The sequence below is a fragment of the Moraxella bovoculi genome, assembly GCF_000988745.2.
Taxonomy (GTDB): Bacteria; Pseudomonadota; Gammaproteobacteria; order Pseudomonadales; family Moraxellaceae; genus Moraxella; species Moraxella bovoculi.
Map to the genome: position 1 here is coordinate 1,537,514 of NZ_CP011381.2, position 17,197 is coordinate 1,554,710.

The 17,197-nt window shown below is 44.5% G+C and carries 12 protein-coding genes; 4 read left to right on the top strand and 8 right to left on the bottom strand.

Features of this window, described 5'->3' with window-relative positions:
• Window positions 1-102 precede the first annotated feature (102 nt).
• The 6 genes from AAX10_RS07050 to AAX10_RS07075 all read right to left on the bottom strand — a co-directional run bounded on the left by AAX10_RS07050 (window position 103) and on the right by AAX10_RS07075 (window position 7,142).
• Complete coding sequence (locus AAX10_RS07050; RefSeq protein ID WP_046700231.1) at window positions 103-1,815, bottom strand: AMP-binding protein; 1,713 nt, start codon at window positions 1,813-1,815, stop codon at window positions 103-105.
• Between the two features lie 193 nt (window positions 1,816-2,008).
• Entirely contained in the window at window positions 2,009-3,703 is a 1,695-nt protein-coding gene (locus AAX10_RS07055) for an AMP-binding protein (RefSeq protein WP_046700232.1), read from the bottom strand.
• A 54-nt stretch (window positions 3,704-3,757) separates the two neighbouring features.
• A complete protein-coding gene (locus tag AAX10_RS07060; RefSeq protein ID WP_046700233.1) occupies window positions 3,758-4,534 on the bottom strand; it encodes a sulfite exporter TauE/SafE family protein in 777 nt (258 codons plus the stop codon).
• Between the two features lie 3 nt (window positions 4,535-4,537).
• On the bottom strand, window positions 4,538-5,785 hold the full coding sequence (gene coaBC, locus AAX10_RS07065; RefSeq protein WP_046700234.1) for a bifunctional phosphopantothenoylcysteine decarboxylase/phosphopantothenate--cysteine ligase CoaBC: 1,248 nt from the start codon (window positions 5,783-5,785) through the stop codon (window positions 4,538-4,540).
• Between the two features lie 65 nt (window positions 5,786-5,850).
• Window positions 5,851-6,375, bottom strand: coding sequence for a DUF1697 domain-containing protein (locus AAX10_RS07070; protein WP_046700235.1), 525 nt, complete (start codon window positions 6,373-6,375; stop codon window positions 5,851-5,853).
• Window positions 6,376-6,392: 17 nt separating this feature from the next.
• Complete coding sequence (locus AAX10_RS07075; protein WP_046700236.1) at window positions 6,393-7,142, bottom strand: TSUP family transporter; 750 nt, start codon at window positions 7,140-7,142, stop codon at window positions 6,393-6,395.
• 127 nt (window positions 7,143-7,269) lie between these two features.
• Here AAX10_RS07075 and AAX10_RS07080 point away from each other — a divergent pair, with 127 nt between their 5' ends.
• Entirely contained in the window at window positions 7,270-8,550 is a 1,281-nt protein-coding gene (locus tag AAX10_RS07080) for a dicarboxylate/amino acid:cation symporter (protein ID WP_046700237.1), read from the top strand.
• 69 nt (window positions 8,551-8,619) lie between these two features.
• Here AAX10_RS07080 and AAX10_RS07085 read toward each other — a convergent pair whose 3' ends face one another.
• Window positions 8,620-11,742, bottom strand: coding sequence for a S8 family serine peptidase (locus AAX10_RS07085; protein ID WP_149038873.1), 3,123 nt, complete (start codon window positions 11,740-11,742; stop codon window positions 8,620-8,622).
• Between the two features lie 966 nt (window positions 11,743-12,708).
• Between AAX10_RS07085 and nhaA the strand changes: the two genes are divergently transcribed.
• Both nhaA and AAX10_RS07095 read left to right on the top strand, forming a co-directional pair.
• Window positions 12,709-13,932 carry a Na+/H+ antiporter NhaA gene (nhaA, locus tag AAX10_RS07090; protein ID WP_036365493.1) on the top strand — a complete coding sequence of 408 codons (1,224 nt, stop codon included), beginning with the start codon at window positions 12,709-12,711 and terminating at the stop codon, window positions 13,930-13,932.
• Window positions 13,933-14,418: 486 nt separating this feature from the next.
• Window positions 14,419-14,826 (top strand): MliC family protein, encoded by a 408-nt coding sequence (locus AAX10_RS07095; protein ID WP_046700239.1) that lies wholly within the window; start codon window positions 14,419-14,421, stop codon window positions 14,824-14,826.
• A gap of 73 nt (window positions 14,827-14,899) precedes the next feature.
• Here AAX10_RS07095 and AAX10_RS07100 read toward each other — a convergent pair whose 3' ends face one another.
• Entirely contained in the window at window positions 14,900-15,616 is a 717-nt protein-coding gene (locus AAX10_RS07100) for a TetR/AcrR family transcriptional regulator (RefSeq protein ID WP_080702204.1), read from the bottom strand.
• A gap of 377 nt (window positions 15,617-15,993) precedes the next feature.
• Here AAX10_RS07100 and AAX10_RS07105 point away from each other — a divergent pair, with 377 nt between their 5' ends.
• Window positions 15,994-17,178, top strand: a complete 1,185-nt coding sequence (locus tag AAX10_RS07105; protein WP_036365487.1) for an acyl-CoA desaturase — start codon at window positions 15,994-15,996, stop codon at window positions 17,176-17,178.
• Window positions 17,179-17,197 lie beyond the last annotated feature (19 nt).

The following is a 17,197-nucleotide window of genomic DNA, read 5'->3' on the forward strand; positions in this document are numbered from 1 at the left end:
AGATTGATGAATGATTAAAATTAGTGCCATTTTAACAAGTTATCATCAATAACACAAAACAAAAAGACCTGCTAGGCAAGTCTTTTGTTGATGGTTTCTGTACTAGGTGATATTTTTTTTCTCAAGAGCGCGCAAATCTTTACGCAGAATCTTACCGACATTCGACTTAGGCAGCTCATCAATAAATTCGATGAGTTTGGGGCGCTTATAGCCAGTTAAGTGCTCTTTGGCCCATGCTTTGACTTCTTTGTCGGTTAAAGTTTCGTCTTTTTTGACGATGAATACCTTGACCGCCTCACCACTGTGCTCATCAGACACGCCGATGACGCCACACTCCAGCACTTTAGGGTGAGCAGCGATCACTTCTTCGACTTCATTAGGATAGACATTAAAGCCTGATACCAAGATCATGTCTTTTTTGCGATCGACGATTTTGATGAAGCCTTTTTCGTCCATGACGCCGATATCGCCTGTGCGAAAATAGCCATCTTTCGTCATGACTTTCTCAGTCTCGTCATCGCGCTTCCAGTAGCCTTTCATGACCTGCGGACCTTTGGCACAAATCTCACCCGCCTCACCAAGCGCCACTTCATTATCATCATCACCAAGCAGAATAATGTCAGTATCTGGGAATGGCAGACCGATCTTACCCGTATAGCCACCTGGTGGATTCAATGTTAGCACAGGCGATGTCTCAGACAGACCATAGCCCTCGGCGATATAATTCCCCGTAAGCTTCTCCCACTCAGCCGCTGTGCTAGGCAGCACCGACATACCGCCACCAAGTGACAATCGTAGGTTCGTGTGATCAAGCGCGCGGAATCCCTCATGATGCGCCAACGCATTGAACAGCGTATTTACCGCAGGGAAGAATACAGGCTTATATTTAGCAAAGTCCTTAGTCACAGCCGCAAAATCTCTAGGGTTGGTGATCAAAAGCTGACTAAAGCCCATCTTCATACCCAAAAGGCCGCACGCCGTAAATGAGAAAATATGATAAAGTGGCAAGGCGACAGCGATGTATTTGCCAGTCAAATCCTCAGAATCTGGGAAAATCTTATTCACAAAGGTCAGGCACTGCTTGACGTTCGCGATCAAATTGGCATGGGTAAGCATCGCCCCCTTGGCCACGCCTGTCGTACCGCCCGTGTACTGCAATACCGCGATGTCGTCTAACGTGAGTGTCGGGCGCTCATAGCGGCTGGCCGATACACTGTTTAACGCGTCTTTGAAGGTGGTGTGGTTTGGAATGTTCCAAGCGGGTACCATTTTTTTGATGTGGCGCACCACCGCATTGACGATAAAGCCTTTAAATCCTAACATGTCGCCAAGCGTCGCAACGATGACGTGCTTAACTCTGCCTTTATCTCTGACTTTCTCAAAAGTATGCGCAAAATTCTCCACGATGACCAGTGCATCTGCCTCGCTGTCCTTAAGCTGATGCTCAAGCTCATGCGCGGTGTACAGCGGATTGACATTCACTAGGGTCAGACCCGCTCGGATAACACCAATCATCGCAATCGGGTATTGCAGAATGTTTGGCATCATGACTGCAACTTTATTGCCCTTGGCAAGCCCTAACGACTGTAAATATGCCGCCATCTGACGACTATAATCATCAAGCTCTTTATAGGTGATGGATGCACCCATGCACGTATAGGCAATCTTATTGCCATGCTTGGCAAAGCTCTCCTCAAACGCATCAACGAGCGAATGAATGTGACTTGTCAAATCCAAATGCAGCTCAAGCCCTTCTTCTGCATAAGTCTGGATCCAAGGGCGATCTGAAGGAATGCTAAAATTCGTTGCTGTCATGGCATTAATTTCCTTTTAACTATTTATGTATTTACTCATCAGCGCGCTGATTTATCCGTTAACAGATGGTTTATAACATACAACATTTTTACCACTTTTCCAATCAATTTTTTGATATTTTATGCAAAATCAATTCAAAAAAATAAAAGTACAGCCCTGTCGGTCATGCTTTTAAAATCAAAATCTACTTTTGTTACGATTGATCGAGCAATCTTAGCTCTTTGCGTAGGATTTTACCCACGTTAGATTTTGGTAATTCGGTGACGAATTTCACTTGTTTTGGGCGTTTATAACCTGTCAGCTGCTGCTTCGCCCACGCTTTGATGTCTTTTTCGCTAAGCGTGTCGTCTTTTTTTACCACAAAGACTTTAACCACCTCACCGCTGTGCTCATCAGACACGCCGATGACGCCACACTCAAGCACTTTAGGGTGAGCAGCGATCACTTCTTCGACTTCATTAGGATAGACATTAAATCCTGATACCAAGATCATGTCTTTTTTGCGATCGACGATTTTAAAATAACCGCGTTCATCCATGACACCGATGTCGCCTGTGCGGAAATAGCCATCTTTCGTCATGACTTTCTCGGTCTCGTCATCGCGCTTCCAGTAGCCTTTCATGACCTGCGGGCCTTTGGCACAAATCTCACCCGCCTCGCCCATCGCCACTTCATTGCCGTCATCGTCCAGCAGAATGATGTCGGTTGCAGGAAAAGGAATGCCGATTTTGCCCGTGTATTGCCCAAGCGGATTAAAGGTCAATACAGGCGACGTCTCAGACAGCCCATAACCTTCAATGATGTAATTGCCCGTCATGCGCTCCCACGCCTCAGCTGTGCTAGGCAGTACTGACATGCCGCCACCCAATGAGACCTTGAGACGAGAATGGTCAAGTTTTTGAAAGTCCTTATGGTTGGCAAGTGCATTAAACAGCGTATTCACCGCAGGGAAGAATACGGGCTTGTATTTGGCGAATTGCTTAGTCAAATCGTCCAAATCACGCGCATTAGGAATCAGCAGCATCGCCATGCCCATATTCATGCCAAGCAAGGTCACCATGAACGAAAAAATATGATAAAGCGGCAATGCCACCGCCATATAATCGCCATGCTGATAAGGCTTTTCAAATCCTTTCTCCACATAGGTCATGCACTGCTCGACGTTCGAGATGACATTACCATGAGTAAGCATCGCGCCCTTTGCCACGCCTGTCGTGCCACCGGTGTACTGCAAAATAGCCACATCATCAAGGGACAAGCTGGGTCGAACATAGCGAGATGCTGAGACTTGATTTAACGCATCGTTAAATCTGACCGCACCTTCGATATGATAGCTTGGTACCATTTTTTTGACATGGCGCACGACGGCATTGACCATGATGCCTTTTAGACCCAACATGTCGCCCACACCTGTGGTGATAACATGGCGAATCTGCCCTTTGTCTTTTACCTTCTCAAATGTCTTAGCAAAATTCTCAATAATAAACAAAACCTTAACTTCAGCGTCTTTTAGCTGATGTTCAAGCTCGTGCGCGGTGTACAGCGGATTGACATTCACCAACACAAAGCCTGCTCGCACGATTGCCATCATCGTAACCAAATACTGCGGTACGTTTGGCATCATGACAGCAACTTTATCACCCCTCTCCAGTCCTAACGACTGCAAATAGGCCGCCATCTGACGGCTATACATATCCAGGTCGTGATAGCTGATGGTCTTACCCATGAAGGTCAGAACAGGCTGCTTGGCATGACGACTAAAATTACGCTCAAAAAAATCAGGCAGACTCTGCACGCCGTCAGGCAATGAAAAATCAATATTTAGCCCATGCTCATGGTACGTTGCCTGCCAAGCACGATCTGATGGCGTGGTGAATTTATTATTCATAACAACTCTCTTTTCATTTTAATCTATAAATGACTCAATAATCACAATTCACATCTAATATTGGCCCGTCATAAGCATACCAACACCCTGCCAGCCAACTTTAATACCTAATAATAGCAAAATCACCAAAATCATCAAACGGAATTTATCCTTAGGCAGATACCCACCCAGTCGGCCGCCGATGATGATGCCAATCACAGACAGCACCGTCAATACACCAATCACACCCCACGTCTGCGCAGGAACGGTGAAAATAATGTCTTTTAGCACGACGAACTGCACGAGCTTATTGACAAAATAACACAAATTACCGACCTTGATAATCGTGTCCTTATCATCGGTCATTGAAAGTAGGTACATCAAGAGCACGGACGACATCGCATTCGTTGCACCGCCGATCACCCCCGCGATAAAGCCAATAGTGATGAGCGAACCTAAAGTATCAGGCAGGACAATTTTTTTACCCATCAGGCTTGTGATGGCATACCAAAGCACCGCCACCGATAATGCCAGCATCAGATAGGCAGAATTCATTACCAACAGCAGATAAGCTCCAAGCGCACTGCCGATGACAGACACGACGATGAGCGCCCAGTATTTCTTGAGATAATGTGTGAAGTTATACCAAGCGCTGCCTTGACCACTGATCCAAGCGATGAGATTGAGCACCGCGGTTGGCACCAACACGATGATGATCGCATCGGTCAGACCAAATGGCGAGCTAAGCGCGCCGATCGTGACAAGCGGAAAGCCCATGCCTGCAATGCCATGCAGAATACTCGCCACCAAAAATAGCGCAAAAATCCAGATCTCAAGGCTTAGCGCTCTCATCGTCTAACGACCCAACACGCCACCAATGGCATCAACGATGCGTGCTGCGATATTGTCTTTACTGTCTTTATCCAAGACCAGCTTGTCCCTGCCATACCTCTCGGCAAAAAACACCGTCATGGCGTTATTGTCCGAACCAAAGCCGATACTTTTGTCCGATACGTCATTGACCGCTATCATGTCCAAATTTTTGGCGGTAAGTTTGGTGCGAGCGTAATTTTCGGTGTCTTGGGTCTCGGCAGCAAAACCTACCATGATAGCGCTTGGAAAGGTGTGGCTCATCGTTGCCAAAATGTCGGGGTTTTTGATAAGCTCTAAGGTCAAGCCGTCTTGGTCGGACGTTTTTTTGATTTTTTGGGTGGCGATGCTCTTGACCTTATAATCCGCCACGGCAGCGGTGGCGATGAAAATGGTGTCGCTGTCGTTCGTCATCACCGACTGGCAGGCGGTGAGCATATCATTGGCATTGCCAACCGTCAGCCGTTTTGCCCCAAAAGGGGTTGGCAAATGCACTGCCCGCCCTGCCACCAGGGTAACGTCCGCCCCTGCGTTCACACACGCCCGAGCAATGGCAAAGCCCATTTTGCCAGTGGAATGGTTGGATAAAAATCGCACGGGGTCAATGGCTTCAATGGTCGCCCCTGCGGTGATGACGACTTTTTTGCCGTGTAAGGCTTGGGGCGTTTGGCGTTTGGCAAGGAGCGTCAAAATCCGCTCGCACAAATCATCAGGCTCAGGCAATCGCCCTAACCCCACATCACCACACGCCTGCTCACCGCTATCGGGGGTCAGCACGGTGTAGCCAAAACGGGTAAGTTTGGCAAGATTGTCTTGGACAATGGCGTGGGCGTACATCGCCTGATTCATGGCAGGGACGATGACAATGGGGGCGGCGGTGGCAAGAGCAACGGTAGTTACAAGGTTGTCAGCAAGTCCGTGGGCGAGCTTGCCAATCGTGTTGGCACTGGCAGGGGCGATGACAACCATGTCCGCCCATTTAGCAAGCTCAATATGCCCCATGCCACGTTCGGCTTCATCGTCCAGCAATTTGGTGTGAACCTCGTTGCCTGTCAAGGCTTGCAAGGTCAAAGGCGTGATAAACTCGCACGCCCCATCCGTCATCATCACACGCACACTGCAACCTGCTTTCATAAGTAAGCGAGCAAGGATGGCGGATTTATAGGCGGAGATACCGCCTGTTATGGCAAGTAGGATTTTGGGAGTGCTGAGAGCATTCATGAGATTTGGCATATTTTGAGATAAAGTGGTTCATTATACTAAAAAACCCAACCGATGCCAAAACTTAAACACCATCATTACAAAAAGTCAAAAATTGCATTAAAGGTTTTAGCATTTTTGATGCTTAGGTTTTTCAATAGTTTTGGTTTGATCATCTCATGCCGATAAACACCACCATTCTTAGCACTCGCCCAAAAAATAGCGGTTCTGCCAATATACAAACACCCATTCTTTAACTGCCAATCGCTCGACGAGGCAACAAAACCATCAACATCGAAGTTTGGCATAAAAAATAGCACTTCTTTTTTTAGATTATCATCATGCCAAAAAGCTGGTAAATTACGCCATTCGTCATGTAAAACATCTGACGACACCAAAACAAAATCCACACCCAAGCCATGATTTTCTGCTAAGCACTCTTGAATACAAGCATATAAATCAACCACAGCCCTATTACTATCAAAAAACACATTACCACTATTAATATAATGGCTGATATTATATAGCCCAAGCCCTGTCAGATCCTGAACGAATCGACTCATGACTGGGGTATTTTTGCCCATCATATTCACACCGCGCAGCAGCAAAGCATATCTCGTCATATCATTCGCACTTATAATTACCCCCAAACCAATTTTGCCACCATGCAAAAGCACACCACCACAATCACAGGACGGATAAATTTCGCCCCGCCCTTAACGACCATGTGCGAGCCCAGATACGCTCCGACTAGCTGCCCTGCCATCATGACAAGCCCCACAACCCACACCACTTGACCACCTAGAATAAAGAAAATCAAAGACGCAATGTTGGTCGCAAAATTTAACAGCTTGGCTCGAGCGGTGGCTTGCACCAAATCACGTCCACGAAGCACAACCTGCGACAGACTAAAAAACGTCCCCGTCCCCGGTCCAAAATAGCCGTCATACAGCCCGATGAGTGGAGCGATAGTACGTTCATATAACTTTTGACTCATTTTGGGCGTGGTCTCTAGCTTACCTAAATTGGGGCTAAACAGTGTATAAATCCCCACCGCCCCGATGACAAAGGGCAATGCCTTTTGTAAAAATTCAGGTGGCGAGAGCTGTACTAAAATTGTCCCCACCACTGAGCCAACAAAGGCAAAGAGTAAGGCAATTTTCATCATCTTAGGATGAATAAGCCCCTTTTTTATCATGGTAACACTTGCCGAGAATGACCCTGCACAGGCTTGTAATTTGTTAGTGGCAAGCACCGCCACAGGATTCATGCCTGTCAAAAGCAAGGCAGGAATGGTCAAAAGTCCACCCCCGCCTGCCATGGCATCAATAAATCCCGCCATGAGTGCCACAAAAAAGAGTATGGAAATAAGCTGAGTGGTGAGCTCCATAAATTGCCTTTATTTTAAGTTTTATCACAAAAACTTATTTTATCATAGTTTATTCCAAAAAATACTTTTTATGTTAAAATACGCAAATTTTTGTTATTTTTAGTTATCATTCACACAGGGCATTTCAATGTCAAAACTTTTTTCATGGTATTTTAAGCCAAACTTATTATTAAGAATCCTAATCGGCTTAATCCTAGGCTCAATTTGCGGTATCATTTTTCAAAATGCCCAAACCGCCATTAGCATTTTATCGCCCATTGGCGAGCTGTTCATTCGTCTGTTAAAGATGATTGTCATTCCTGTCATTGCGTCCACGCTCATCGTGGGGGCAAGCTCAATCACGCCTGCCCAGCTTGGGCGTATCGGCATAAAAACACTCATTTATTATACCATTACGTCCATTTTTGCCATTATTATCGGGCTTGGCGTGGGCAAGCTCTTTAACCCTGGTTTGGGGCTAGAACTCATCGCCGACACCGCAAGCGAAGGCAAAACCGCCGAAGCCCCAAGCATGCTTCAAATCCTGCTTGAAATCGTCCCCACGAACCCAATCGGTGTGATTAGTAGCGGTCAAGTTTTGCCCATGATTTTCTTTTGTTTGATATTTGGCATCGCCCTTGCCTTTGGGCGTGATAGCGATGATGAGAATGTCAAAAAAAGCTCGGATACCGTGTTTTATTTTGTGGACGGGGTTAGCCAAGCGATGTTTAAGATTGTCGGCTGGGTCATGCAGTACGCTCCGATTGGCGTGTTTGCGTTGATTTTTATTGTTTTTTCAAAAAATGGAGCAACCGCTTTTGGCTCTTTGGCAAGCGTTACAGCAACCGTTTATGTCGGCTTTATCATGCAAATCCTACTGGTGTACTGCGTGATTTGTGCGTTGATGAAGCTCTCCCCACTTGTCTTTTTGAAAAAAGCTCGCCCTGCCCTTATCACAGGCTTTGTAACCCGCTCATCAGGGGCAACCTTGCCTGTGTCTATCCAGTCGTCGCAAAACATGGGCGTGCCTAAGAACATTTATAGCTTTGGCTTACCTGTCGGCTCGACGATGAACATGGACGGCACGACTGTATATCTTGGCGTGTGTGCGATTTTTATCGCCAATGCGGTGGGTGTACCGCTTGACGGCTCGCAAATGCTGACCATCACGATGACTGCCGTGCTTGGGGCGATTGGGACAGCAGGTGTGCCAGGGGCAGGGGCAATTATGCTACTTATGGTGCTAGAATCCATTGGCTTGCCTGTGGAAGCTGGCTCGGCGGTGGCGATTGCCTATGGCATGATTTTGGGCGTTGATGCCTTGCTTGATATGGGACGCACCGCCCTAAACGTTGGGGGTGACATCGCAGGGGTGGTAACTGTTGCCAAACAAGAAAATACGTTGGATAAAGCAGCGTGGGATTCTTGATTGTTGATATTTGAAAATCAAGAAAAACAGCACAACCGAAATTGTGCTGTTTTTTGTTATCTTAGTCGATTAGAACTTGCTGGTGAAGCTTAGACCTACCTGAGAAGCATCTGAATCACCGCTGCCAGTATAGCTATAATTCAAACCTACTTGGCTGTTTGGCGTTACGCTATAGCTAGCACCAACTTTGGCTAGCCATTTGGTCTTGTCAGTGTTCCAAGTGCCGTAGCTTAGGTCTGTTGATGTGCCTACATATTGAGCATTTAGCTCGGTGTCACGGCTAACAGCGTGAGCCAATTGCAAACCACCGGTCAACTGTAGTGCTGGAGTCGCTTGGAACACCATATCAGCACCCACGCCTACTTGGGTTTGGTTTGCTTTGACGTCGTTAACAATGTTAAGACCGTCATTGAAGCTACCATCGTTTTTGTACTGCTGATGGTTAACAAAGGCATAAGGTTGTACACTCACGCCCGATGCAGTACCAATGTTTGTACCTGCTTGGATGCCAGCACCATATAGCTTACCATTGTACTCAACTTTGTTAGAGTTTTCACCACGGCTGGCTTCTGTATCAACTTTGGCACCTTTTACCCAACCTGATAGATAGGCATCACCCAACTTCTTAGAAGCACCAACGGTCAGACCGATGCTGTCAGTCTTAGTGCTGTTGCCAATACCATAAACAGATTCTGACAAATCAAGATTGCCCACATCAAGCTGTGCACCAACACTAATGTCGGCTGCAGTTTGAGTGCTTGCACCAACACTAATGTTGTTGCCTTTACGTGCACTTGTGGCATGCTCTAGTTCTACATCATAATCATGGTGACTGATATTACCCCAAACACCTCTTGGGGCGCTAACACGCTTACCAAATTCGGTTGCATGGTTAGCACTGTCTTCTACTGCGTTTAATGCACTGTCAGCATAGAAAGTTGGGTCAAGCTTGTATAGTTCACGGTTGGTGCTTACTGTAGAAAGTTTAGATTCTGCACCAGAATTCATGTTTTCAAAACCAGTGAATACACGGTTAGCAAATTGCTTCTCATCACTGGTCAGTGAACCTTGTGTTTCTTGTCTAGCATCCAGGTCGATAAGCACCTTATCAAGATTGTCCGCCACACGGCTACCGCTGTCTGTCAAGCTAACGCTACGAGCAACATTGCCTGCACTTAGACGTTTGGCAGTTACTTGCACGTCATTGTTCGTGCGTAAGTCACCTACCACTCTGCCATTTCTGTCTACTTCTGGCGTATATTCAACATTTGTTACTTCAAATAATGGGTTGCTTGAACGATAATTGTCAAATTGACTTTCAAGGCCACGCTTAGCACGAAGTACAGTGCTACGGCTGCCTGATTTGCTGATGATGCCATCTTCGGTCTCGCCAGTAAGATTTAGCGTACCGCCAAGTTTGGCTTTACCATCTACAGTAACCATGTTACCAAACTGAGCTTTAAAGCCTGCATCCACGCCACGCTGAGTGTTAACTTCGTAGTCGCCTTTGATGTTTAGGTTGCCTTCGTTATTCACCCAGCCGCCTGTTTGACGAACGTTGGCTACATTACCATAACCTGTTAGCTCGCCACCTTTAACGACCATGGTAGAATTAACATTGTTGCCGTTGATTTCTAGCGAACCGCCTTCGATGATAGAGTCGCCTTTATGGCTGTTGTTACCTATAAAGACAAGTTTACCCCCGCCTTTTTTGGTGAAACCTTTATCACCTTTTAGATCGTTGTAGAATACTGACAGCGGTGTGCCTTTGGTGTCAAGCTCTACATTATCCCAATAGAAACCACCATAACCCTTGGTAGCTGCCTCTGGATCTAACAGACCCCAACCATCTTGCCAAGTGATGTTCTTACCATTGTGGTTTTTGATGACACGGCGGTTTTCCCAACCAACATCGCCCGGAATGTAGTAGTTATAACCATCGTCATAATATTCGCCGTAGTAGCCAGATGGTAGTCTGCTTACTTTTCTTAGGCCCTGATAGCCATTCGGTGAATTAGCAGCGATTTCTGCAAAGTCTTTGGCAGTACCTAAGATGGTCTGAGAGATGTTTTCATTTTTCATCCATGGGTAAGCGGATTGAACCAATACAGCCGTACCTGCCACACGTGCAGTTGCAGGCGATGTGCCTTTATAGCTGCTCAATCTGCCATTGTTGGCATAGTTTTCGGTAGATGATGTTGCTGATACGCACCATTCAGCCGTACGACCACAGTCATTAGCTTGGTTAAAGTCCTCATGCGGTGACGATACAGTAATGAAGCCTTTTTTGAAATTACTGTTCATGAGCGGTGCTAGGTTTTCATCATGAGCATCGTTCAAGCCTTCGTTACCTGTTGCTTTTACGATAAGCGCATCACGATTCATGATAAGATCATGAATGACAGGCAAATTCACTTCAGCATTGGTAATACTGGTTCTGTAAGGATCTGGATCAATCTGTCCTGTAGCAGGATTGTAATTGAGGCGCTGAGCATCGTAATACCATTCGTCAGTGTTGTCATAACCCCAAGAGTTGTTAAAAATCTTGACACCATGGTCTTGATTTAGCTTACGCATCATCAAGAACTGATTACCGCCATTAGACGCGTGGTCAACACTATCACTACCATAGATCTTAGCATTGGTCATGCCATTGTTACCCGCAATCACAGCCGCCATTTGGTTGCCATGGTCGCCGCTGGCAGAAGTGGTTGCCGCTTCAATGATGCCTGAGTCGTTCTCTGGTGTGAAACAGGTTGCAAGTCCCCAAGACACACACTTGATCTGTGTATCATTGACATTAGCACCAATCATGTCTTTATTGAATCGATTGATGCCTGTGTCAATCACACCAACTTTGGCTTGACGTGTATCAATGGTGTTCTTTAGGTTGTCAAGACGCTTAGCATAACCATCTTCGGTTGTGCCATAAAGTTTAGATGTCAAATTAGAATTATTTGACGTATCCATGACACTATAACCTGTACGTGTGCCAGCACTTGGTGCAGGTTGGTTGAGTTTTAGATTGTCTTGAACGCGTCTTGTGTAATCAGGCTGTCTCACCTCTGCTGGCGATACTGGAGCAATATAGCTACCTGATATACCGCCACTAATTGGTGCCGGTGTTGGCACAGGCGTTGGAGCCGGAATCGGGCCTGGGGTCGGACGAACAAGTTCAGGAGCCGGTCTCACAGGGCTTGGCACTGGAGTTGGAATTGGTCTAAAACGTTTAAGGAAATATAAATAGTAATCGTAGAAAGAGTATTTAGAACTATTGTACTGTGAATCAACAATCATTGGAGCTGAGTTGGCATAACTTACCGTACTACTAGCACTAATTACCAGCATGCAAGCCAATGTTATAGGCTTAACACAAAATCCTTTCTTGGCAGGTTGAGTTTGTAATGACATATTACACCTTTTTGTGTTTATCATTGTCACTAAGTCTATTATTCCCACTAAAAATTTACACACTTATTGCTTAGAGTGTAGATTCTTAATGATGCGCCCGCAACAGACAATTAGCGATTACCTGTTGTTCAAATGAAGTCCCAAAGACATCACCTCCTAATAAAGTAAAATCAATTAAATAATACCATTAGGATAACTTACTTAGTAAGCTGAGATAATTCTAATTAAAAATAAGAATTAATGTCTAGTTTAAAATAGACATAATTTATTATATTTTAGAAATAATCTTGCAGAACTTTGATTTATATTGTTATTTTTTTAATGCGCAAATGTTCATTGTTAAATAAATATTAACAATAGAGTTAATGTAGAAATATTATCAAGAAATAAGAAAGAATTTTCTTATTAAAAAATTGCACATTTATTCTAGATTTTTCAGAAAATGAGTAGAATTATTGCCAATAGTTAAAGATTATTAATACAATTAAATTAATCAGGACACAAAAATCAAAATACAATTTATAAAAACTACTTTAAATAAAGTAATTAGCCCAGCACCTCCATTAATTATTTTAAAACACTTCTTGATACTAGATTAATAATTCAAACAGCCAACACTCAACTCCTTACAAAGATTTAACACAAAAATAATAAAAAACCTTTAACCCCATTAGTATTTATGATATATTTCCTAGATTGCTTTAATTTTATCAATCAAAACTCACAGCCAAAAAAGAGACAATAACCATGCCGATAAGTCGAGTAAAATCTTTTTTTGAGTTGGAAGCTGCGGGCGGTATTGTGCTTGCCTTTGCTGCTTTACTTGCAATGCTCGTCGCCAACTCACCTTTATCTGAACTATATAATGCATTTATTCATGCGCCGGTTGTCATTCAGATTGGTGATTTTGAAATCGCCAAAGACGCTCACCACTGGATTAATGACGGCTTAATGGCAGTATTTTTCTTTTTAGTTGGTCTTGAGTTAAAACGTGAAGCGCTCATCGGCGAGCTGTCGGACATCAAACAAATTATACTCCCCGCCTTGTGCGCGGTGGGCGGCATGGTGGCGCCTGCCTTGGTATATTTTGGGCTTAATCATGGCGATGCAGAAGCCATGAAAGGCTGGGCAGTCCCTACCGCCACCGACATCGCCTTTGCCATTGGTGTGCTTAGCTTATTGGGTAATAAAGTACCCAATGCGCTTAAGGTATTCTTGGTTTCCATTGCGATTTTTGACGACTTGGGCGCGATTATCATTATTGCACTATTTTATACTTCTGAATTATCACTCTTCTCTCTAGCGGTCGCCGCGGTTTGTTTGCCATTCTTATTCTTATTAAACCGTCTAAATGTCGTCCGCTTAACCCCTTACATTCTCATCGGCGTTATCCTATGGGTAGCGATGTTAAAATCAGGAGTTCATGCCACATTGGCAGGTGTGTTATTGGCGTTCTTTATCCCACTTCGCAACAATAAAGACCCTGAGCATTCACCGTTAGAGGAGCTAGAGCACGACTTACATAACACGGTTGCTTTTGGTATTTTGCCACTATTCGCCTTTGCCAACGCTGGTATCTCGTTAGCTGGTACGAACATGGGCGAACTGATGCACGGCGTACCTCTAGGGATTGCATTGGGCTTATTTATTGGTAAACAAATCGGCGTCATGCTTCCTGTGTTTATTGTGCTTAAGCTGGGGCTGGCGGCACTGCCTAGCGGCACGAACATTAAACAAATCTATGGCGTATCTATGCTGTGCGGCATTGGTTTTACCATGTCGTTATTCATCTCGGGTCTAGCATTCGGTGGCATTCCAGACGATTACGACCCACGTCTGGGTATCATCCTAGGATCACTTATCTCTGGCGTTGTGGGCTATCTCATCCTGCGTGCCAACATTAAAGACGCCGATCATCCAACGCTGGTTAAAGATGACGGCATGTACCTAGGCACAGGCGAACCAAAGTAAACAATACAACCATTAAAAAAGCGAGCCAAAAGGCTCGCTTTTTTATACCATCAAATATCATCATGCGCATGATAAACTAAAGACACGACCTGAGAACCTCGCTCACCTTTTCATAAGATATTTCCTACTTTGCCCAATTCTAACATCTTTCTTTAATTACAATTTTATGGGTAAAATTTTTCACATCACTCATACAATTTTCCCTGTACGCATTACATCATGTCTGAATTTTTTGGATAGAATAAATTAAGGTCTTAAGACTTCATTAGTATTTAGAATTAGTATTTAGAATTAATATTTAGAATTAGTATTTAGACCTAAAAGCAAAATATATTTTACTTCTTATCATTTAAGGAAACTATCATGAATAAACTACTGATCGCAAGCGGTATCGTCTCTACCATGGTTATGACAGGTTGTGCAACCAACAACACTTAAGCCGTCGATGGCCATCCACACAGAGAAATACATGACGCTCATAAAGGCATGAAAGACCATCACAAGCATGGTGACAAGCACCACAAGCATAAAGATGGCAAGCGCAAAGGTAATTTGCAAGCCTATCAATGTGAGTCAGACGCAGCCGTTATGGTGCATCAGCTGCCTAGACAAGATAAAGCATTGCTAAAAGTTAATACACCCTCTTGGAATCTAAACGACACTCGTCTTGAGATGATGGCAGCAACCACAGGTTCAGTTAAGCGTTTCGTGAACGAAACCAATCCTACTTCAAAATACGAATGGCACCAAAAAGGCGACATGGGCGTTCTATCTATTACCATCAATGATAAAATTCATTCTCTAAACTGTGAAAAAACAGAGCTTCCGCCACCGCCACATGGCAAGCATCCTAAAAAAAGACGTGCCCAAACAGACAGTTCAACCTGCCGATAAAGCATCTTAATTGGCATCAATCCCCAAATAAACAAAAGACGCAAAATCATTGCGTCTTTTGTTTATTCTAAATTTAAAACCCTACTGCGCTTTGGTCTTGCATTTCACTGGCGATTGACTGATCTTTTCCCTGTATCAAATTCCCCTTAGTATAGCCATCTGCCGCACCATCATCTCTATCAAGTTCGTCACTTAGCGGGTACAACTTTGGCAAATCAAGCAGCTGCTTGACGAACGCATATTTTAAAGTCTCACGACTACCAAGGTATCTCTGATAGAAGCTAGAATTAAGCAGTCCCGCCCCACCCTGTCCGATCGCCCAAATGCTCGCCATATAATCTCGTACGGTCATGGCACTCTGCTGTTCATTCAGATAAGTCTCTGCAATCTCAAGCATACATTTCATTCGCTCGCGTCGGATTTGGTACAATTCTGCAAAAATCTTATTCAGCCCGGATGATGTGCTGGCAAGTCGCTCCTCGATGTGATTAAACAGCATTGCACGCTGCGGCAGCCTTAATTGCTGAAGGACCATCCGCGCAACACCCGCACCCGCACCATCGGCGGTCTTGTTCATCATAAATAATTTATGCTCATGATGAATTAAGATTCTAAGCAAAAGCTCATCCTTACTGGCGAAGTGCTTATAAAGCGTCCCTTTCGCCAAATCAAGATGCTGCGCAAGACTGTCTAACGTCAAATCGCCCTCTCCTGACTCCAAAATCAGCTGTTCAGCGGTCTGTAAAATCTTAGATTCTCTTATTTCAAATAGTTCTTTACGGCTTGACATAGTTATCCTTAGAGCCTTTTAGCACTTGCCAAAAATCTCAAATTCAGGCAAACTGTGCAAATCTTCATGCAAAAATTAAGAAAAGTATAACAAACAACCCCACTGAAAACAGCATTTTTTCTTGTCAAACTAGTAAAATTTGTCGGAAAACAACCCAAAATTTACTGCAATCAACTCAAAATCTGCACAGACAAACAGGGGATAAAAATAGTTACAAAGTTTTAATGAATTTGCGTGAATAAATGTTCACTTTTGAATTTTTTTAAGCTACAATAGGCTTCATAAGAATATCAACGTTTTAACTACTTTATTATTTAAATAAGAACGCCTAGACTCATCTAGTTCATTGACTTATTTTTGACCAACAGGAAACTGACATGAGTGTCGAAAGAAACCCTCAAGCCTTTGAAAATGTGCCCATCAACTGGGTGCCTGCCATCGTGCTACTTTCTACGCCATTACTTGCCATCGTACTTGTACCTTGGTATCTGTGGACGCATGGCGTTAACCCTGCTGTCTGGACTGCCTTTGCGTTTTTTATGGCGTGGACAGGCCTATCTATCACGGCAGGCTATCACCGTCTATGGGCGCATAAGTCCTACGAAGCTCATCCGATCATCAAATACTTCTTGCTGCTCGGCGCAACGTTGGCCGTGCAGAGCTCAGCATTTGATTGGTGCTCTGGACACCGTACGCATCACCGTCATGTCGATGACGAATATGATGACCCGTACTCTGCCAAGCGTGGTTTTTGGTTTAGTCACATGGACTGGATGCTACACAAATATCCAAGCGGTCAATACGACTACAAGAACATCCCGGATCTAAAAAAAGACAAAGTGCTACAACTACAGCATAAATACTATGGCATTTGGGTCATTGTGACCAACGTCGTGGTTGTTGGTTTAGCGGGTCTTTTGACGGGTGATATGCTGGGTACGTTCCTAATTGCAGGTCTGCTGCGCATGGTACTAACGCATCATTTCACGTTCTTTATCAACTCACTGTGCCACATGTTCGGCACTCGCCCATATACTGACGAGAACACCGCACGCGACAACCCAATCCTTGCGATCTTTACTTGGGGCGAAGGCTATCACAACTACCATCACTATTTTCAATACGACTATCGCAATGGCGTTAAATGGTGGCAGTATGACCCAACCAAATGGTTCATCGGCTTACTACATAAAGTCGGTCTTGCCAGAGAACTAAAACGCGTTGATGATGTTACCATCAAGCACGCTGAAGTTACCATGCAGTTTAAACGTGCGCAAGAGCGCATTGCCAAAGGCGAAGAGATGACTTTAGATGAGCGTTTCATGGCATTCAAAGACCGCATCAGCGCAGAATACGAAGCATTCACTCAGACGGTGGAAGAATGGCACGCCCTAAAGGCTAAATCAGTCGAATTAAAGCGTACCGAGTTCGCCAATCGCCTACACGAAGCTGATGAGAAGCTAAAAGAACAATTCGCCCAAGTCGAGGCTAAGATTCTAGCGCACGGTGAACGCATCAAAAATGCTTACCTACAGCTAAAAGGTAAATCAACCCAAGGCTAAGACATAATAAGTTAAGCAC

Bases quoted from the DNA above. Each gene is read 5' to 3' on its own strand.
- AAX10_RS07075 (WP_046700236.1), bottom strand. From the start codon at position 7,142: ATGGAGCTCACCACTCAGCTTATTTCCATACTCTTTTTTGTGGCACTC.
- AAX10_RS07070 (WP_046700235.1), bottom strand. From the start codon at position 6,375: ATGACGAGATATGCTTTGCTGCTGCGCGGTGTGAATATGATGGGCAAA.
- coaBC (WP_046700234.1), bottom strand. From the start codon at position 5,785: ATGCCAAATCTCATGAATGCTCTCAGCACTCCCAAAATCCTACTTGCC.
- AAX10_RS07060 (WP_046700233.1), bottom strand. From the start codon at position 4,534: ATGAGAGCGCTAAGCCTTGAGATCTGGATTTTTGCGCTATTTTTGGTG.
- AAX10_RS07105 (WP_036365487.1), top strand. From the start codon at position 15,994: ATGAGTGTCGAAAGAAACCCTCAAGCCTTTGAAAATGTGCCCATCAAC.
- AAX10_RS07095 (WP_046700239.1), top strand. From the start codon at position 14,419: ATGAAAGACCATCACAAGCATGGTGACAAGCACCACAAGCATAAAGAT.
- AAX10_RS07100 (WP_080702204.1), bottom strand. From the start codon at position 15,616: ATGTCAAGCCGTAAAGAACTATTTGAAATAAGAGAATCTAAGATTTTA.
- AAX10_RS07055 (WP_046700232.1), bottom strand. From the start codon at position 3,703: ATGAATAATAAATTCACCACGCCATCAGATCGTGCTTGGCAGGCAACG.
- AAX10_RS07080 (WP_046700237.1), top strand. From the start codon at position 7,270: ATGTCAAAACTTTTTTCATGGTATTTTAAGCCAAACTTATTATTAAGA.
- AAX10_RS07050 (WP_046700231.1), bottom strand. From the start codon at position 1,815: ATGACAGCAACGAATTTTAGCATTCCTTCAGATCGCCCTTGGATCCAG.
- nhaA (WP_036365493.1), top strand. From the start codon at position 12,709: ATGCCGATAAGTCGAGTAAAATCTTTTTTTGAGTTGGAAGCTGCGGGC.